The sequence below is a fragment of the Bradyrhizobium algeriense genome (assembly GCF_036924595.1).
In the GTDB taxonomy this organism is placed as follows: domain Bacteria; phylum Pseudomonadota; class Alphaproteobacteria; order Rhizobiales; family Xanthobacteraceae; genus Bradyrhizobium; species Bradyrhizobium algeriense.
On the sequence record NZ_JAZHRV010000001.1, the window covers coordinates 4,867,427 to 4,886,868 of the forward strand.

Genomic DNA, 19,442 nt, shown 5'->3' on the forward strand with positions numbered 1-19,442 from the left:
ACCCCCGCCCCAATTCTGTATCGCAGGGAGCAGGGAATCTCCATATAAATCAGGATTGTCACCCAACGAGTCGGCTAAACTCCCAGCACGGCTACCTCAGAGATTAAACGAGCCGATGAACCAGATCAGCGCCGATGTTCCAGATTGGACGCGCGAGGTTCCAAGGCAATTCTGGGATCCTGGGCGGAAGCTCCTTCTTTCTGTCCGACGCTATCAATTTTGGCGCGCTCGCGGTGGCCTCCTCGGTCATTTTTTCTGCAAAATTCTTGTCCTGCGCCACCGCTTTTGGAGCGTCGTCACCGGCGCAGATATCCCGCTAACCTGTCAGATCGGGGGTGGCCTCCTCATCCCACATCCTAACGGCATTGTTATTCATCCCGACGCGAAAATTGGCGTCAACTGCCTGATCTTCCATCAGGTGACTTTGGGCCACCGCGAGCAGGGCGGGGTTCCCGAGATCGGAGGCCACGTCGACATCGGAGCGGGCGCGAAGATTCTGGGTCCTGTCAGGATAGGTGCTCATGCTCGAATTGGCGCAAATGCGGTAGTCATTACCGATATCGACAGCCACGCCGTAGCAGTGGGATTCGGTAAGATTTACCACCCCGGATAACATATTTCCGGATTGGTGCGATCAGGTCACGAAGCTTGGATCACCAGATACATGGATTCTTTGAGCGCACTAATACTCGCGACACTATAGGCTGAATTTGTAATTTGACGGAGCACGCCATTTGCAGAGCTTGTGCATCGTCCGGATCGGTGACGTTAATGTTCGACAACATCCGCAGTGATTTTCGTGCTCACGGTCGAGATTGGGGTGCCCAAGGATTTTGGGTAATGATCGTATATCGGTTTGGCCAATGGCGTTATAAAGTGCGGCCGCAATTACTCCGAAGACTGTGCTCGCTGACATACAAAATCCTCTTCAAGTTGGTGCAGATCATAACGGGAATCGAGCTACCGTGCGAAGCGATCGTGGGACGCAACTTCGTCATCGACCATTTTGGGGGCATCATCGTCAGCGGCTATGCGCGCTTTGGGGATAACTGCAGAATCCGCAACGGCGTCGTGGTAGGCCTCCGCCGGATCGAAGAGCCCAGCGCGCCGGTCATCGGCAACAATGTCGATATCGGCGCGGGAGCAAAGCTGCTTGGTCCAATCAGGATTGGAGATAATTCGGTCATCGGAGCGAATGCTGTCGTGCTCGTGGATGTCCCCGAAAATTCCATCGCGATTGGAGTTCCGGCGATCATCAAACCGCGCCGGTCATCGTCTTTGGACCTACACGATCACTGATGCGGACGTCCGCCTCATCCCGTTTTGGTGTAGTCGCGATTGGGCGCAACGAAGGCGAACGCCTTAAGCGGTGCCTCGCTTCGGCTTCGGAGGCCGAGGTGATCGTCTATGTCGATTCTGGCTCGACCGATGGATCCGTTCAGTGGGCGCGTGGTCGGGGGGTGACGGTGGTTGCGCTGGATATGAGCAGAGCATTTACCGCCGCCAGGGCACGCAACGCCGGCTTTGCGCGCTTGAAGCAATTAGCGCCCCATCTGAACTACGTGCAGTTTGTGGACGGGGATTGCGAGCTAGTGAAGGAATGGCCGCATCAGGCGGTCGAATTCCTGCAAGCGCACGACGAGGTCTGCGCGGTATTCGGACGCCGACGCGAACGCTATCCGGATCGATCCATATACAACCGTATCTGTGATGATGAATGGAACGTTCCGATCGGCATTGCCCGCGCCTGCGGCGGTGATGTGATGATGCGCAGGGACGCGCTTGAAAAGGTGGGCGGATATCGCGAAGATTTTATTGCGGGCGAAGAGCCTGAGCTCTGTGTTCGGCTGCGCTCGGTCGGATGGAAGATCTGGCGCATCGACCACGAAATGACATTGCATGACGCCGCCATCACCAGGTTTGGGCAGTGGTGGCTTCGTATGGTTCGCAGCGGCTATGCGTTCGCCCTTGGACGTCAGGTGCACGGATCACCACCGGAACAGCTTTGGGTGTGGGAAAGCCGGCGCGCTTGGATATGGGGAATAGGGATTCCCGCTGTCTGTGCGTTGGCGGTGGCTCTGTTCGGATTGCAAGGTCTTGCGCTTCTCCTCATCTATCCGCTGCAACTCTTGCGCCGGGTCCTCCGACTTTCGGGAGCTTTGAAGAGCCGATTTCAGTTTGCTATCCTTGAGCAGCTTGCGCGACTGGCAGAAAGCATCGGACAGATGAGATTCCTGCGCGATCGCCTCACCGGTCAACACAGCAAGATATTGGAATACAAGTGATGGTCGTATGCTCGTTTGGCGGCTCTTCCAATTAGTTCGTTGTACTCGGCTGCGCGTTCTCCTCACGTACGACAAATAGCCATCCGCATTGTCACCGCGATAGCGCTGACCTCAGATGACTCACGGCCCACAACAGATTCATGCTCCTCGATAGCCGGTTCATCGGCATACACTGGGTTGTCCATAGTTCAATGACATTTACCTGCCTTACTTCGCGAGTAATCCATGACCAGCGCCGCTTTCAATCGATCGACGGTCGGTAGAACACAGATGAGGCTACGCCTCGTCGAACTCACCGTGTCGTACAGTTAAGAGGACTCGCTTTCGGCCGGATCAATGAACGCAGGTATGTTACGTTTGCTAGCTAGGCGCGTTAACTCAGAACGATGCTTGAACACCTCTTGAGCGGTAAATCCCATCCCATCTTTTCGTGCTGCAAGAGTAATTTCCTCCCTCTTCTCCAAGAATTCGGATAGCGACCTCGCAACTAGGGTTGGACTGCCAATTGGTGTTAGAATTCCTCCCCCGTGCCTCTGGATTAGATCGCGTTGATAGGGAGAGTCGTAACCGATCAACGGTAGTCCGCACACGAGAGCTTCTATAAGACATCTCGGCGACTCCGGGGTTAGATGACAGAAGAGAAAAACATCACAAAGCTTGAGCTTGGACATCAAAGCTTGATGATCGTTGATTGCACCTGGGAACTGGATATGACTGTCCAATTGGAGCTCAAGCACTCGCTCGCGGGCGGCAGCGAGCTGGGGTCCGTCACCATACCAAACTGCACGATAATCCAGGCCGTTGGTTCTGGCTGCATGCAGGACCTGGATCCAATCAAGAATACCTTTCTCGCCGTGAACTCTACCGGCATATACGATTTGAAGCGTACGCCGATGGCTGAGTCGTTCTCTAACTTCTTCTTCACTGATCTGGTCCGATTTATCGAGATGAATGTCGTGGACCAGGAATGGCCTTTTACAAAATTTGGCATAAGCGCTAAAGCAATCCATTCCGTGGAATAAACCCACGGCACAACGGCTGATTACATACCTCTCGTAATAGCTCGTTGCTATCGCAAGCAACTTTGAATAAATACGCCTAACTCCACTCTTGGTGTCTGCACGCCAAGAAATAACGGCAGACTCAACGCGGTCAGTCCAAACCACGAAACCGCGCTCGTTGCGAGCGGCAATCAAGGCAGCGACTGCCCCCCAATCGCCCCAAAGCCCCCCAATCGCAAAGTGCAAATGGCTCGATAATGAGATTTGCTTCCTCAGGGTCATGAAGACACCCGGAAGACGAGCGAAAAAGTGGAATGCCTCGTAAGCGACGGGCAAGCGCACGAAAGACAATCTGTCCGCGCCTTTTACGCCGTCAATCGGTGATCGATCGGGCGGCGGTTTACAATCATGCGTTGGGCAGGCTAATATGATCTGCTCAAAATTTTCCAACCACAACCCCAGCCCATGGCACGCTTGCTGGTCTAGAAATATCCGCCCGTTGAAATGGAACGCTTGAACCGGCAACACCAACAACAGTCGGTCGCTTGCGTAAGTTACCATATATCTGCCTTATCCCGCCTCATCTTTTGTGCAGCGCTTGCAATAGGCCTTGCCTCTGCGACAACGTAAGTTACTAAAGAGAGAGGGATGAGCCGTTTACCCGCACTGTTGGATGCGGTGCGCCCTCTAATCGATTTTGGAACATTAATAGTATAGAAATAGAACACGAATGAGATACGCGGCCTTTCGTACCGCCCCTCTTAGACGCCTCCTCAGGCGTGTCATCCGTGGACCTGGAACACCTGACTCGGTCTCTTTTCGGCAGGAAATACTTTGCCGAGAGGAACGGACGAAGGTCCCGCAACCTCTTTTTTTTGAGCACCACCTGAGCCGTATTACGGAAGGCACTGGCCATCAGCCAGTCGGAAATGAGGTTGCAAGCATGCTTGCAGACACCTACACACACGAGGCCACCGTAGCTTACCACATCAAAGATGCAATTATCCATAATGGATCGGTGTATGCAAGCAACATGCGATACATCGTATCGGACCGTGCGCTGGAGCACCAGTTTCATACAGTTCAGCACTTCGGTTCGGCGAGCCTGACGTCGAGCGCAGCGGGCCATACATACTTCGGCCATTGGTTGAGAGATGACTGTTTAAAGTATCTTCTGGCGGAACAAGCAGGCGCACCAATCTGCATAGGCCAAAAGTTTTCCAGCCATCAAAAGATGTATGCGAGTTACTTTGGGCAAGATTGGACTCCAACCGAAAGCGCCTTCATCGATGATCTTGTGATCTTCCAAGACCACGCGCAGAACAGCTTGAAGAAGAAGCGCTACCTAGAGCTGCAAGACAGGCTCAGCCGCCTTTTTCCTGACCGCGATAGAGACAAGGTTGTATTTCTGAGACGCGGCCGGGCCGGCTCGCCCCGATTCATAGCAAATGAAGGTGAGCTACTAGAGTGTTTGGCTCGCGAAGGCGTAGAGATAGTAGATGTAGAGGACGATCTTCCAACTATACTTAGCCAGTTGAAGAACGCAAAGCTAGTCATGTCCATAGAGGGTAGCCATATATCTCATTGTACATATGCTCTTGCAAGCGGTTGCGCCTTGTTGGTTCTGGAGCCACCAGACCGGTTTACTGCTACACATCGTCATTGGGCCACATGCACGGGAATCCATTTCGGGTTTGTGGTGGGCGAACCGGAAAGCAAGGGTTACAGGTTCTCAAGCAAGGAAATTCTCCAGCTGTCAGAACGTCTGCTCGGTCTGGGGAGCGACAGTTTCGAGCCAGCATGAAGCGTCTGCTCATTTATATTGCGTTAAATGCAAGCCTAAGAGATCAATTGCATTTGCAGGTCCAAGCCTGGGAGTATTTTGTTGGCTGCCCTCAAGTCTGCACGTATACTGAATAGTAGATAGCCAGCATGCAAAATTGTTCTCTATTGCAGTAAATGGGATCTGCCGACTGTGCGGTTTTAGCAGGTACTCCGCTCTCTGCAAATCGGGCAACGCGACAACCATCCAGAACCCAGACTGGGGCAGAGCCAGGAACGCGCTCCTCTGGGACTAGGCGGGAAAAGCTGCGTCAGATAGTTTTGCGCGGCGGCAACTTGGAAATGGTGTATGGAAAAATCCGCTTTCTACCGCGCTGCCCGCTGGGCCTATCAGCCAGTCAAACAAGCCAAGAGTCTGGCGGTAAATTTCAACGCGTGGACCGCCCGCAAAGCAATTATCGAACGCTATCTAAAGCGCGAAGGTTTCACAGGATTGCAGATTGGTAGCGGGTCTCATAAGCGCGACGGCTGGCTCAATTCCGATCTGCCGGGTTCCGGTGCAGAAATCGGCATTGACATCACTGAACGGCTGCCGTTCCAGGATAGCAGTTTACACTCAATTTATGGCTGTGAAGTTATCGAGCACATTCCAAAACACGCGGTTCTGCCATTCTTCAAAGAGGCTTTCCGTGTCTTGAGGCCAAGGGGCGTCTTTCGCCTCACCACGCCGGATCTGGAGGAAATTTGTCGAATCATACTCGGCATCAGCAATGAATGCACCATTGAACAGATTTCGACGATTTGGCTCGAGGATAAACGCCTGACCAGGGATATCTGGGCAAATGCAATGTTTCGAAGCTGGGGGCATCAATACGTTTGGGACTTTGAGTCGCTGCGTGAGATTGCATTGTCCGCTGGCTTTTCGGCCCTTGAACGAAAACCGCCGCAGGTGACGGGTTCAAGCTTTTTGGAACTAAAGAACCTGGAAACCCGCTACGGGATGCCGCCTCCTCCTTTTGTTTGGGCAACAAGTATCATCGCAGAGGCAGTCAAACCCTAGTCACGTACTCGATCTCTAATGGAGTGATGGCGCATTGGGAGAGGCCGGTATAGATCCCGGCTCGAACACTGGATGCGACATCGTTAGGGGCCCTTGGCGTCCTAAAGGAGATGCTCGACACAACGGGGGTGAAGTGATGGAATGGCTTGGACGAGCATTTATTGCCGTTTGGCTGATAGCTTTTTTACGTAATGTACACTGGCAAGGGCCTGAAGCCGGGTAGACAGCGGAAATCGTCGCCGAGGAAATTGCCATGAATAACCACATGCGGGGACGCCGCCTTCATTTTGCTCGCACTTCACCGTCACGGTCGCATTGACTAGCCGGAACTGTCGCGAAGATCGTACACTTTGAGCCCTCGACCTCGGTCCAACAGCGCGTCGATCTTTGCCGGAACGTCGCGGATCAACGTCAGCCTTCGGCCATTCAGCTCAAATTGGATCGTATGTGGAGCGACCACTGATCCATGAATCCCATCAGCCTCCATCGATAGCTGAAGATCGCGCCATCCTGCTCCACCTGGGTTGAAGAAGTTCTCGTTTCCTGCAACGACTATGTCAGGACCGTTCACCTCACGAAGTTCACTAAGGACCCTTTGCGCGAACTCCTGATGTGGAGTTAGTTCAGCTCCCCGCTCCACAGCGAACATTTGCCAAAAATACCCGCCGTAAGAACGAGTGCCATCGTGTGTACCAACCTGACGCGAGGCGCGCGTCTCCAGCGTGAGGTACGGGGCTCGTCCGTAAAAGCTCGCCGAAAAAAAAAGCAAACCCGCTGTCGCCGCGCCTGAAATAAATAATGGCCATTTCCGGAGCTGAGCAGACACAGCGTGCTCCGCGGATGACAAGCATTCCACCAGGATGACGGGAAAGAACATCAGCAATGGCACGGCATACTTTACGCTAAGCAAATTTGGCAACGGCAAGCAAACGGGTGCAATTGCCACGACCCAGACGAGAGAGGCAATTTTTCTTTCTCGAAAACATCGCAGCGCGGCGATAGGTCCTCCGATAATCAAGATCACCCATCCCAGAGGGCTGAACATTACAGACAATACCCCAAGCTTCGTTCTGAGATCCCAGCCAAGGCTCTGCGCTTTGTCCGCCATTTCCCTGACGGAGGCCGCATAGATATCCAGAATCTCATAGGGGTTAAATAGTCCCGCAAAGTATGAAGCGCCAATCGTTACGAAGACCGCGCAGTTGAATAGCAGCACCTCGCGTAGAGAGCGGCTCTGCTTCCAGGCCAACAAGGAAAAGACGCCGACAGCTAGCCCAAAGTCCAAGCGCATTAATGTCGCGATGCCCAAGAGCAAGCCAGACAAGAATGACGCGGGCCCCGCGCTCCCTCGCAAGAGCAGCATTGAGGCGCACGCAAAGGGCAAGCCAAGAACGGTGGAATTGAAGTAGAGGCCCGAAAACCAAAGCTCCGGTATGGCAAGAAGCGCAATAAGCGCCATTCCAAGCCGCGACCATGAGCGTTTATCATCCCAAGCAGTAAGGAGCAGCAACGTCAGGGAGATGGCGCCCGCGATTGGTGCGAGTAGAAATATGGCCGATGGCGTTCGAGTGATCCAAAATACAGCCGCGCCGACCTCGTAGGCGAGTGGCTGCCAACCATATCGATAGATCAGCAATTCGCCGCGCTTTGCCTGGTCGAGATGAAGCATTGGAAGGATAGAGTTTAGATCGTCTCCTTCGTAACCATTTCGATCGGCGAGTGCAGTCAGTGCCACCACGCTGACCAAAAAGAAAATCGACGCGATCAGATGCGTTCTTTTTGCCAGCATCGCAGGCTACATCATGGTCGCAGCAATGAGCGCAATGCCAGATGTCATGGCGACGCCCCAGCTTTGCTTGTCGGTCACCGCAAATACGAGCGGATCCTCATGTAACTCTCCTCGATGAGCTTTAAGCCAGATGCGTGTCATCCAGTAAAGAAAAGGGGGCAACAGCAACCACAATGGCCATCGACTTGAATAAAGGTCGACCATATCGGGGCTATTGATATACAATGCGAGGACCAGAACGGCGCTATAGGCCGCCGCAGAGCCGAGACTCAACAGAACCACAGAGTCCTGGACAAAATAACCCCTTCCTGCCGCGCCTTCCTTTTGCAGATCGCGCATCAACATCAATTCAGAATATCGCTTCACCAGAGCCAGGCTCAAAAACACAAATACAGAAAAGGCCAAGAGCCAAAACGACGGAACGATCTCTGTCGCAGCGCTCCCGGCCAGCACCCGCATGGTGTACAGCCCGGCCAGCAGCATTACGTCGACTATCACCTGGTTCTTCAGCCAAAACGAGTAAGAGCAAGTCAGGAGGAAATACAGCATAAGAACGCAAAGAAACAGCCAGGACAGATAAGCCGCCATCAAAATGGAGATAATCAGAAAAATCGGAGCGACTATGACACCTTGCTTTACCGGTATTGCGCCAGAGGCAAACGGCCTGTGGCGCTTGCGCGGATGCGCGCTGTCAGACTTCAGGTCAACGATGTCATTGATCAGATAGACTGCAGAGGCGCAAAGGCAGAAACTTGCAAAACCCAACAGCGCGCACCGGATCGTGTATAAATCTGTGAACTTGTGACCGGCCAAAACCGGCAAGAAGAGAAGCAGATTTTTTAGCCACTGATGAACGCGTATAGCCCGGAGCCAAATCGACATGTCATGTAAACTTCGCAGAACGCTTCGGGGCTAAAGTTATTTTCATTCTCGCCGATGTTAGTTTAATGAGCCGGCTAAGCTGTTACTGAATAACCCGAAGCTGTGTTGAAATAACCATAGAACGTCCGCGCTACGATTCCCCATTCGTACAGACATCCAACGAACGCGAAAAATACCTTTAAAGACTAACCCATGCAATCAATACGCTGCCTTGGACGAGCCCGCAGGGCTCGAATAGGCAGTTAGTATTAATATCCAGGCTCTGGAGGCAGGCTAGCGCCAAATACTGCCATTAGATAACGTGTGGGTCGTCACCCGGAAATAGCTCGCCGGTGATTAAACGCGCCTATCAGGACGATGAAATTGGTCAATCTGTTCGCCATACTATTCGATAAATCAGTATTTCAGCACCTCAAAGTATAGCCAATGCGCCCAACGCCGTACATTGTTCACCAATCTGACCCGTCGACTGCGCAAGGTCCAGTCAAGCGCGCAGGTTTTACACATACCGAATATCTGGACCGGACAAGGATGCCGCTGCTCGACGGGATCCGCGCCATCTCCATTTTGCTGACGATCACGGTTCATGCCCATATTGGACAGTGGTCGTGGCTCGCCGGCGAACGCGGCGTCACGATGTTTTTTATCCTGAGTGGCTACCTGATAACCTTCCTTGCGTTGCGCGAGGAGCGCGAAAACGGTCGCCTTAACCTCTCGGCTTTTTACGTCAGGCGGACCTTTAGAATTTTTCCGCTCTACTACATCACGGTAGCGATTTACGCTGTCCTGATTTACGGCCTGCAGATCCGGTCCGACAAGGCCGCGAATTTCTCCGGAGCTCTTCCTTACCTATTGACCTATCTTCAGGAGTTTCCGTTCTTTTTTGGGGTTAATGGAGCGACCTCCAATATTCCCCTGTTTCACTCATGGTCGCTGGGTATTGAGGAAAAGTTCTATCTGGTCTGGCCGGTTCTCATCTTTGTTTGTCTCTGGAGACTTCGCGCGTGGCGGCTGCCGGCCTGCATGGCCATGGTCGCCATATTCGCTTGCTCTCCGCACTTCGGAAGATTTGGTATGCTGCTTTTCCCCTATTTTCATATCTTGGTGGGGTGCGCCGTTGCAATCGTCTTGAATGAAGCCCGATATTTCGCAATTGCTCGGACTCTCTCGAGCCGGCTATGGTTTTGCGCGATCCTATTGATATTCGCAGCGGTTCAGTTCATTTCACCGCTCTACACCTATTGGCCGTTTCAACAGCCAATCGATGTTCTTTACAGCCTCGTTGGCGGCCTGTTGCTGGCGGCGCTTCTAACGTTAGAGTCGGCGCGCGTTAGGATCCTGGCTCATCCAGCGCTGGTGTTCATTGGCAGGCTGTCCTACGGAATCTATCTTGTCCACGTCCTCTGCTTGAACGTCTCCGAGGTCGTTCTAGGCAAGCTGGCAGGGTCAGTTTCAGTGCTCGTATTGGCGCCGCTCAACCTGGTTATTGCGTTCGTCCTGGCAACTGCTGTCGCCTTGGCGTTTGCGATTGCAATCGAGCGTCCGCTGATAAGAATGGGTCATCGCATATCGGGCGAAATACTTGCTGGCCGGCGTCGCCCCTCCATAATTACTGAAAGAACGTAAGCAGAAGTCGGGAATAAAACCTAGAGGCTTGATCCTCGCCGGTGGATCCTTCCAATGAGTCGTCTCTGCATCATCACCAACGCAGCGCTCCGATGCTCGCTATGGGCAAGCGCAAAAGTTCGCGGAAGCATTTTTCTCATCTGCCAGGCCAAGCGATAATCGTTTGCGTCTAATTATTTGTTTGTCGATTGCTTGTTGAAATTCACAAGCGCATCCCAAGACTTGTACTTTGGCGCATAAGAGTCCCCCGAACTCAAGCCCCACTGATTTTTGCCAGGTACTAAAAGCCATGCCGGCGTCTGTGAATGTGGCTGAGCCATAAACTGGGAAATTTGGTCCCGTACAAGGATAGCAAAAGTGTCTGACTGCTTATAAGCCTCAAGCAGTTTGGCAATTTTTCCATCGGAACCGCCGTAGGTGGTCGAGATACCCAACGCTGTACAGGTCGCGGCGGAGGGGTACCAGCTTTCGTGGCCCCCCTCGTAGCAGGCGACGGGTTTGTCAAAGGTTTTGGCAACCGCTTCCCAGGCCGGATAGATACCAACACCACGGTTTGCTCCACTATTCAGCGCGAGCAAAGTCTCGCTTCCAGCCGTCCCGGTGGCCAACGTCCCGGTCCGAATATCATTGTCGAGGAACGCGAGAGCCGAAGCCATCTTAGTTGGCACCGCCGTCGCATAGTCATCCGCGGCCGCGAGCAGTCCCGCTATCGCGGCAGCGCCGACCCTGAGATAGTTACCATCGAAATTAACGCACTGAGCCCCTGAATAGTAGGTTGCATACGAAAGAACGTCACAATAGTCGATGGGCCTGTTTGGCGCCGCATTGTAGTTCGGAAATCCTTTGGCCGCATATTTTGGGTAGACGGCTCCGCTCAAGTCGGCCCCCTGCAGCTCGTAGTTGGTCGTCGCTCCGACTCCCCCAAAAGCCTGAAACGCCATGACACGCTTGAGCTGATCAGATTGTCGAGGAGCCCAGTTTGAGGTGACCAAACCCATTACTTGACGGAATCGCAACGCGTGCCAGCCAAAGAACTGACGGCCGTTATCAGATGGAAATCCCAGGGCGACCCCTTTGGCATTGGCCCATGGCGTGACAGGGAATGACCAATTCCAAACTTCGTTACCAAGCTCAAAATAGGCTTTCAAATTACTGTTCAGCTTGTCTCGGACCAGCCTCGTTATCGACGCGATCGATGCATCGTCCATCGATGCGCTGAAGTTACACCAGTAGTCAGCATTTATGCGATTGGCGAACGCTATCTGCAATTCATAGGGAATGCATCCTGTTTGCCCGTCAACTTGCCACAAGAAGGCCCCAAGAACCGCGTCATAGGTGAGCGTCGCGAGACTGTTAGCAGCAATTTGACCGATGTTCAGAGGCTGGCACGTTCCGCCGCCGGACCCAGCGAGCACCGGCACCGCCCCCCGCGCTCCCGAATTGACGGTAATTGTCCTTGACGTGTTTGCGTTGCCAAACTGGAGCTGGATCATTTCCCCATCGACATAGGATTTCGTCGCATCCTTCTGAGAGGCACATGTGTAATCGTTGGTGCCTGACGTAGTGCCGGCCCACGCACCAGGAGCCCAGCGCTGGGCGCTAAGATTGATGGCCGTCCGCCAAGGCGCGATGTATCTCGCCTGCGAAACATTTCCAAAATTTGGATTGGTCCATCCCATCGGGCGGACGATTCGCGGGTTGAGTGTTCGGTAGGTCGCGACGTAATTATCGTCGAACATTTCCTCAGGAGTCGTCGCTTGATCTATGGCAGCTTCGTCGGAAAGCCTGCACAGAACTAAATTCGAGAGGCCAGAATATTTCGCCCCAGCCGGGAAGCCGAACGCAACCTGGCTAGGCGTTGCTCCAGCGAAGGTAAACACGATCCTTCCGTTGGTCCCAACGGCGGTAAGGTTAAAATTGGTCCCGCCCGAGACAAACCCGGCCCCAGACGTGACAACGAATCCCGGGGCCCCCCGCAACATCAGGATGGTCGCCAGGCCCGACCATTTCAGCACCATCGGCGTCGAAGGAGCTAGATTAGTCGGGAAAAATATAGTGGCCCCTATGGTCGCTGCCGGGGTCGAGGTGGGATAGTTGTTCTCATCGAGAATCGCAGGGTAGGCGTATCCCGGACTCGATCTATAGTTCACAAGAGAAAGAGCCAGATTCTTAAATATCCCCGGTTCAATCGAGGTGCCAATCAATGATCGGCCTGTTGTGGATGGCGGTTTGGTGCTCGCACTTCGTGGTGGAGGGGCAGCCGCCCTCAGCACGCTCGGGCTTCCCACGATTACCGCAGTCGCAGATACAGCACTCAAGAAATTTCGGCGCGAGATTTCCATCGTTGATGCCCTCAAGGTGCGTCAGTTTCCTGTCAATCAAATAACAGTTAGTTCTTAAAGTTGATCTCGCCCGTCGAGCGAGTTTCTACCGAGTAATTAAACTACCTGTTCACCCGAATCGCGAGGTAGACGGTGTAATGTCAGGGTGCCCAAACCTGCCAGAGGCAGACGTGCTGAGCCGCATGGCTGCTTGCTGCAAGGCTTCAGCGCGTCCCAACAGCGCTCCCGAGAACAGCCAGGTCATCGGCAACAAGCTGGCATTGGGCAGGAGATCCACAACATTGGTTGCCACAATCAACGCGAGAGCGGTTAGCAAGATGTTTTCCTTAAATGACCGTGCATGTCGTGCGGCTGCAGCAGCCTTTATGACGCATAGCGCAAGAAGTCCAAATTCTGCGACAAAGCCGAGTATGCCAAATTGGCCGATCGCAATTACCCAATGACCATCGGTAACGCTTACGTCTTTGCCTCCTTCATCGTAAATGCGACTCCTTCCGTACCTACCCCAGCCAAATATCGGCCGTTGTAAAGCTCGTTCGAGCAAGCTTGCTTCATTTTCGAACCGAACCTGGAGCGATGACGCACGGTCGAAACTGACTGATTGTGCAAGTTCGACCATAAGCCGTGTTGGCACTAAATCGGCAACTCTGAGCATCGGATAGAACAGTGCGAGCAGGACGAAGACGACGGCCACCCGCGCTTGGAGCTTAGGCTTCGCAAAACAGACTAATGGTACGACAATGGCTCCGAAAAGCGTCGCGCCCGCGCTCCTGCAAAGGATTAATACGGCTCCCAGATAAGCTGTTACGCCGCCAGACCTTCGAAGGCCACCGCCACTCCGCCAAAGGGCCGCGGCCGCAGTAACGCTCATAAACAAGAAGATTGCTGCGATAAGCCCGTGCCCCGTGAAGACCATCGGGCGGTACCCCCCGTCCCGTACCTGCTGAATGAAATCAGTTGGGAAATAACCATAGATCCAAAAATGAAACTGCGGGCTAAATCGCATCTCGAACAGCATTGGGATCGAATAAAACAGTCCGGCAACCACCAAGGCTTTGAGGACTTGCTCATTCGCCTGCTCTGTTCGAAACAATCCGCGCCCAACAAAAAAAGGTAGTAGAACAATTAGTGCCGCTTCAACAGCCGATACGGCATCATAGAGACCAACGCCCGGGATCACTCGGTCGCCTGCGAAGACCGGATCACCATTCAACATGGATGTTATAATCGGCCCGAATAAGAATATCGCGACCAGCACTTCTGCTATGCCGAATCTTGGATGCCATGGACGACCGACGACGATCAGATAGCCCAAAAAAATGCAGAAACTCGGAAGCGTCGCCTTGTCGAAAGATGGAATCATTTCAAATTTGATTCCCGTCCCCACCGGAAGAAGGAGTTGCGCCCCCACGATGGTCCACAGCGTCGCCTGCACAGCAGGCCTCACTGAAAACAGCACAGCAGCTACGAGCGGCCAAAGCAATAGCGCCAATGTTGCAACTGCGCTCTCCATCGAAAATCCAGCTATCATGATCTGCGACTAAAAACTATATCACGAATACATTCCGATGCTTTGCGGCAAGTACGATTGTTCTTCGAAATCGGCGGACATGCATAATGTCGCTCGCTCGAACCGATCAGGAGCCACCAAACTTTTAGATACAGCAAGGCAGGACGAAACGCTTCGCTTGATCCAAGATCGAGCCTACTTGAACTATTGTTGCGAAAAGCGATTGACGCGGGGCGTGCTGAATACAATGAGTGACCTTATTTGCGGGGCGCCGTTTTCGTGATATTTTAAAAAGAACAAACAGGGGACGCAGATGATCAAATCAAAACGGCAAATTACAAACCTGAGGCCTGATTTTGAAAGAATTTACGCATCTTGTATCATCGGCGCGGGTTTTTTCGAATCGGACGATTACTATAGGCACGATCAGGAACGCTACTGGCGCTCCCTTGAAATATTTTGCGAACTCGACTTGCCCCGGCCAGCACGAATTCTAGAAATTGGCGGTGGGCAGATGGCGGTGATGTGCAGCAAGCTATTCAACGACGAATGTGTCGTGGGCGATATTTCGGATCAATTCATTGCACCGATCGAGAGGCAGAACATACCTTTTATTCCGTACAACCTGATGAGCGATGAGGAACACTCTGCCAAGGGCGCGTTCGATGCCGTAGTTCTCCTGGAAGTAATTGAACACGTTCCTGTCCCGGCTTATGTGCTATTCGAGCGTATCAAGCGTCTTTTGAAACCGGGAGGAATTCTCTTCCTGACGACACCGAACCTGTTCCGGCTTCGAAATTTAATACGAATGTTTCTTGGAATTGAGTTTCTGGACCGGTTTCTGCTTCCGCAGCCCGGGCAGGGGCTCGGTCACCAGCTCGAATACTCTGCAAACCATCTAGATTGGCAGCTTGAGCGTGCCGGTTTGTCCAAGATCTTCATCCAGCACGATGAGTTGGGACGCGTAGGCCACTCTTCGAAAGCGAGACTTGCCCGAAGGCTGCTAGCACCGTTGAGGTTGCGTCCGATCTGGCGGGATGGCCTTGTGGCGGCGGCACGCAATTAAGAAATTCGTGTTGTTCTCAAAGTGCTGGTCGTAGCCCTAAGGTGCTCAGATCCTGCTTCCCGGTTCTAACAGCCTCATAGATGCGGAGCATTTGCCGCGCCTTGGCGTCCCAGGTCAGATTCTGCAGCACTTTCTCGCGCGCCGCGCTTCCGAGTTCGTTCAGCAATTCGGGTGCCTGAATAACGCTTCCGATCGCTGATCTAAAGCCTGCGGTCAGACTCGCTTCGTCGCTAAATCTCACGCGGATTCCGGTCTTGTCATCAACGAGGTCGGCCGGTCCACCATAGTCTGCGACGATCGGAGTAACGCCGAGCGCCATCGCCTCTACGACTACCCCGCCGCCGAACTCTCTGATGCTTGGCAATCCAAGGAAATCGCAGGAGCGCAGTTTCGCCTGAATGTCGGCATGCGGGACCCAGCCGTGAAAAACTACACTTTCCTGCAGGCCAAGCGCTTCGACCCTCTGGTGCAGAAGCGGCTTCTGAGGCCCGTCGCCGATAATGTGCAGCTTCAGAGAGCCAGCTTCCAGGAACGGTCTGGCAGCTTCGATTAGGATGTCCGCCCCCTTGTACGGCACGAGTCGCCCGACGAACGCCGCCTGCAAGGGCAGCGATGAATTTTCCTTTCTGAAATTGCTAAACAGATCACTGTCTACGCCGTTCTCCGGAATGAAGATGCTCTTCTGGCGTACCCAATCGGGCAGTTCACTTTGCGTAAATCTCGATCCCGAGATGATTGCTGCGCTATTTTTCCGAGTCGATCGGTACGCGGGCATCAATCGGTACAGCGGCCTGATGTGCGAAAGAAATTCCTTCTCGGCATACTGACGGTGGCGGAACCCCTTTGGCCAGGGTACACCACCGTTCAACGGCCCGAGCACAAAGGGAACGTTGTGCCTGGCGAGCTTCGCGGCGAGCAAGCTCTGGGTGGTGGGGCTCAGCGGCGTGATACGATGGACCACATCGAACTCGCCGGCGATTAACTGGCGGCGAAAGCGCTTCCACACCTGCAGCTCGAACGAGTAGTATGCAAAAGCCGTAAATGCCATGACCGTTGTCCAGGCTTGATTGTGGCCACCTCGCAAACGGGTAGCCATAGAATGCAAGGGCGCGACGATTCCTTCATTATCGATCGCGGTAAAGGCTTCCCCCTCGATCCAGCCTTTTCGAAGCAGAGCCGCCTTATTGCGGACTTGCGTAACGAGGTGCACGTCGGCAACCTTTGACAGCGCGTTAGTCAAGCTCCAACCAATGAGAGGCACACTGGTCCATTCCGGATTAGCGGCTTCGGCAAGAATCAGAACACGCAATCTCCTGGCGACTGCCTCCTTCCTTCCGTTCATGTCACTGCGTACTCCCTACTCTCGCGCCATCGCTCTCGGCATGTCCTCAAACTGGATCCGATCAGCAGCAGGCAAATATGACCTTCGATAATCCGATGCCGATTAGCCAGCCAATCACCCAGGTGAATAGCACGCCAAGCTCGAGGCGAAGACTGTTCAACCCATGCTTTCGATTCAGATAAAACGTGCAAAGCGTCGTCGGCAGCATGTGGAAGGCGACCCCAAGCACGGCGCCTTGCACGCCAAACGCGTAGAAAAGCACAGTTGCAAATAAGAAAAGCGAGATCAGCTTGGTAACACTTAATATCGTGAGATATTCTGGCCGGCCCATAGCCAGATAGGCAGACTGAGATATGCCGTACCGTGCGAAAAGCAGTCCAAAGGACAGATATTCAAGCATCCAGCCGGCGGCCGCATAGCGCGGATCATACAACAAGTGGACAATCGCCGAGCCAGCCGAGAAAAGAAATCCGGCGATGAACAAAAGCGCGGCGTCCATGAGCCAGCGCATTCGAAAGTATATCTCAGGAACGCGATGCGGCTGTTGGCGGGCCGCCTCGCTAAGCGCGGGAAAAGAAACGCCTCCGAACACCCTGCCGACAAGCCCGTCGGGCACCGAGGCCAAATTGTACGCGACAGAGTAAAAGCCCAGCATTTGCGCGTTGAGCCACCCGCCAAGCAACAGACGATCCCCATTGGCCGCAAAGGCGCTCAGCATCGAAGACAGGAAAGTCCATCTGCCAAATCGAAACAGTTCCCTACTCGCGTCGTGGTCCCAGCCCAGCCGATCCGAGCAGCCCTTCAGCATGCAATGAGTAAGCAATGTTGTGATTGCAGCCGAAAGCAGCATGCCTAGAATGTAAGACCACAGAGATACGGTAGCCCAACCTAGCAGAATGACGAAGATCAGACTGACTGACTGCGCGATGATCTCAATGACGAACAGCCGCTCCATCTGTAAATTGCGGCCGGCGATAGTCGCCTTCATGGATTGCAGACCCAATATCACTGCCGAGAACGATGCAACTGCAAGGTAAATTGGGATCTGGGGATCAGCATATGCTGACTGAGACGGCAGCAGATGGTGCGTCATTGCGATCGCTAACCCTGCTGCGAAGATGGCGCTCAACCCCCAGATAAAGAAGCCTCTCAGTATCTGCAGGGTAAAAGCAGTGTTCAAAAACTCCCGCTTCTCGCCGTTCGGGCTTTGGATCACAGCCTGCCTCAGCCCGATATCGGTCAGCAACGTGACAACAACCTGGACCGACATCACGACAGCCAGGATTCCAAAAGCCTCAGGAGCGAATATCCGGGTGAGAATGATGGTTCCAACGAATCGAAGCGCCAGGCTCGAAAAATGTCCCATCAATGCCCAACTGCCGGCCCGAAACGCGCGAGAGCGCAGTGACGCCGGTGCAGGTGGCTGCTGTGCTTCTATTGAACTCATCCCTCACCAAACCAAAGACCAGCCATGACGATCGCGCCTTTCAGCCACACGCGGCATGCGGCCGGTTAGCGTTTCTCTGCATGATCGACAATGCTTGCTGTCCCTTCAGCGCAGCCATCGCAAGATCATGGCTGTCGCCCCCAAAAACTTATCTCGCCGATCGAAATTGGCCGTGGAGATCGCACAACCTGGTTTGAATATAGCGGCTCGCCGCTCGTCCCGTCTGAATAGCGTGAAACATCATCATTTGGCGGCCCGAACTGCGGTATCGATACGAAATCTGTGGAATTGATTAACGAGCCGCACAAACCGCGGGTTAACTGATTTAAAGCGCAATATCATCGTTCCTGCATGCGAGTTGCCGCTAGCCGCAATATTTGTGGACGATCATCCTGCGCATCAGCCCGAAATGTACCTTGGCGCTTTTCCATGCGGTCCATCTTGCGGCTGCAGCCTTGAGGCGCCCGGTTTCGATCGCGGAGATTGGGCCGAAGTCACTTCGATGTGCGAAAATGTCTGAATAGCGGTTATGCCAGGCGCCAGCGCTGACGTTGTGAAATCGATAACGAGGATCGCCGAGTGGAAGCAGATCCACGTCAGGCCGCGCACGTGGGTCCAACAAGCCGGCCAGCGGTACGTGGATGGTTTCCGCATTCGACAGCAGGGCGGCAAGCCACGAAAAGCTACTAACGGAGACCGCGAGATGGCGGGCCCTGCGCATGGTTTGAAAATCGTCGAATACCGACGCGCCGCCGACGAACTCAGCCTCGGGAAACTTGCTTGCCAAAGCTTCAATGTAGGGCGAAGGGCTAATTTCGCCTATAAACACTGGCCGTAACTTCGTTGCTGAGACGAGGTATTGATAATAGCTGATCGGGATCGGTCCGTAGCTATCGTGAGAGGGCGCGGAAACATCGCCGGCCCGGATATGTATCAGGATGCAATCATCTCCGATTGGAACGCCCTCGCCTTGCCTCAACGGAAATATGTTACGGTATTGGTCGATATTGCCGTAATTACCTATTCTCTGAACGACGCCATCCAGCTCGAGCGTGACCGGCCTATAGCGGTCGATCATCGCGGAAAGATAGCTGACCCGGGTCAAACTTGATCCGATCGACAAATTTGATCTCGGCCCTGCCCCATCCGGGCCGGCATCCAATCCCCACTCCGGCATGTGATAACCGCGCACGACCACGTCTGTCCCACACGACGCCTGGATCTCGCGAGCCAACATGAATTGAGCCATCTGGTTGGCCAATCGTCCAGCCGGATGCACCCGAATAAGCGATTGATTCAATTTAGAAACC

The 19,442-nt window shown here is 53.7% G+C and carries 15 protein-coding genes; 7 read left to right on the top strand and 8 right to left on the bottom strand.

Features of this window, described 5'->3' with window-relative positions; all coding sequences use genetic code 11:
• Nucleotides 1–115 precede the first annotated feature (115 nt).
• From V1286_RS23560 to V1286_RS23570, 3 genes are all read left to right on the top strand, one after another.
• Nucleotides 116–613, top strand: coding sequence for a serine acetyltransferase (locus tag V1286_RS23560; protein WP_334483246.1), 498 nt, complete (start codon nucleotides 116–118; stop codon nucleotides 611–613).
• 158 nt (nucleotides 614–771) lie between these two features.
• Complete coding sequence (locus tag V1286_RS23565; protein WP_334483248.1) at nucleotides 772–1,299, top strand: serine O-acetyltransferase; 528 nt, start codon at nucleotides 772–774, stop codon at nucleotides 1,297–1,299.
• A complete protein-coding gene (locus V1286_RS23570; RefSeq protein ID WP_334483250.1) occupies nucleotides 1,299–2,285 on the top strand; it encodes a glycosyltransferase family 2 protein in 987 nt (328 codons plus the stop codon). Before V1286_RS23565 ends, V1286_RS23570 begins: the two co-directional genes overlap by 1 nt.
• 308 nt (nucleotides 2,286–2,593) lie before the next feature.
• Here V1286_RS23570 and V1286_RS38995 read toward each other — a convergent pair whose 3' ends face one another.
• The gene (locus tag V1286_RS38995) at nucleotides 2,594–3,847 is read right to left on the bottom strand and encodes a glycosyltransferase (RefSeq protein ID WP_417021176.1); all 1,254 of its coding nucleotides are present in this window, start codon (nucleotides 3,845–3,847) and stop codon (nucleotides 2,594–2,596) included.
• A 382-nt stretch (nucleotides 3,848–4,229) separates the two neighbouring features.
• Here V1286_RS38995 and V1286_RS23580 point away from each other — a divergent pair, with 382 nt between their 5' ends.
• Complete coding sequence (locus tag V1286_RS23580; protein ID WP_334483254.1) at nucleotides 4,230–5,090, top strand: glycosyltransferase family 61 protein; 861 nt, start codon at nucleotides 4,230–4,232, stop codon at nucleotides 5,088–5,090.
• Between the two features lie 327 nt (nucleotides 5,091–5,417).
• Nucleotides 5,418–6,128, top strand: coding sequence for a class I SAM-dependent methyltransferase (locus tag V1286_RS23585; RefSeq protein WP_334483256.1), 711 nt, complete (start codon nucleotides 5,418–5,420; stop codon nucleotides 6,126–6,128).
• A 319-nt stretch (nucleotides 6,129–6,447) separates the two neighbouring features.
• Here V1286_RS23585 and V1286_RS23590 read toward each other — a convergent pair whose 3' ends face one another.
• Nucleotides 6,448–7,917 carry a hypothetical protein gene (locus V1286_RS23590; RefSeq protein WP_334483258.1) on the bottom strand — a complete coding sequence of 490 codons (1,470 nt, stop codon included), beginning with the start codon at nucleotides 7,915–7,917 and terminating at the stop codon, nucleotides 6,448–6,450.
• A 6-nt stretch (nucleotides 7,918–7,923) separates the two neighbouring features.
• A complete protein-coding gene (locus tag V1286_RS23595) occupies nucleotides 7,924–8,799 on the bottom strand; it encodes a UbiA family prenyltransferase (protein WP_334483260.1) in 876 nt (291 codons plus the stop codon).
• Nucleotides 8,800–9,330: 531 nt separating this feature from the next.
• Between V1286_RS23595 and V1286_RS23600 the strand changes: the two genes are divergently transcribed.
• Nucleotides 9,331–10,425 carry an acyltransferase family protein gene (locus V1286_RS23600; protein WP_334483262.1) on the top strand — a complete coding sequence of 365 codons (1,095 nt, stop codon included), beginning with the start codon at nucleotides 9,331–9,333 and terminating at the stop codon, nucleotides 10,423–10,425.
• A gap of 173 nt (nucleotides 10,426–10,598) precedes the next feature.
• Here the strand turns inward: V1286_RS23600 and V1286_RS23605 are convergent, their stop codons facing one another.
• Together V1286_RS23605 and V1286_RS23610 are read right to left on the bottom strand one after the other, a co-directional pair.
• A complete protein-coding gene (locus tag V1286_RS23605) occupies nucleotides 10,599–12,305 on the bottom strand; it encodes a hypothetical protein (RefSeq protein WP_334483264.1) in 1,707 nt (568 codons plus the stop codon).
• Nucleotides 12,306–12,876: 571 nt separating this feature from the next.
• Nucleotides 12,877–14,280 (bottom strand): hypothetical protein, encoded by a 1,404-nt coding sequence (locus tag V1286_RS23610; protein ID WP_334483266.1) that lies wholly within the window; start codon nucleotides 14,278–14,280, stop codon nucleotides 12,877–12,879.
• 310 nt (nucleotides 14,281–14,590) lie between these two features.
• Here V1286_RS23610 and V1286_RS23615 point away from each other — a divergent pair, with 310 nt between their 5' ends.
• Nucleotides 14,591–15,343 carry a class I SAM-dependent methyltransferase gene (locus V1286_RS23615; RefSeq protein ID WP_334483269.1) on the top strand — a complete coding sequence of 251 codons (753 nt, stop codon included), beginning with the start codon at nucleotides 14,591–14,593 and terminating at the stop codon, nucleotides 15,341–15,343.
• Between the two features lie 16 nt (nucleotides 15,344–15,359).
• Here the strand turns inward: V1286_RS23615 and V1286_RS23620 are convergent, their stop codons facing one another.
• From V1286_RS23620 to V1286_RS23630, 3 genes are all read right to left on the bottom strand, one after another.
• Nucleotides 15,360–16,685 carry a glycosyltransferase family 4 protein gene (locus tag V1286_RS23620; RefSeq protein ID WP_334483271.1) on the bottom strand — a complete coding sequence of 442 codons (1,326 nt, stop codon included), beginning with the start codon at nucleotides 16,683–16,685 and terminating at the stop codon, nucleotides 15,360–15,362.
• A 61-nt stretch (nucleotides 16,686–16,746) separates the two neighbouring features.
• Entirely contained in the window at nucleotides 16,747–18,132 is a 1,386-nt protein-coding gene (locus V1286_RS23625; RefSeq protein ID WP_334483273.1) for an oligosaccharide flippase family protein, read from the bottom strand.
• Between the two features lie 364 nt (nucleotides 18,133–18,496).
• Nucleotides 18,497–19,432, bottom strand: a complete 936-nt coding sequence (locus tag V1286_RS23630; protein ID WP_334483276.1) for an O-fucosyltransferase family protein — start codon at nucleotides 19,430–19,432, stop codon at nucleotides 18,497–18,499.
• Between the last annotated feature and the right edge of the window lie 10 nt (nucleotides 19,433–19,442).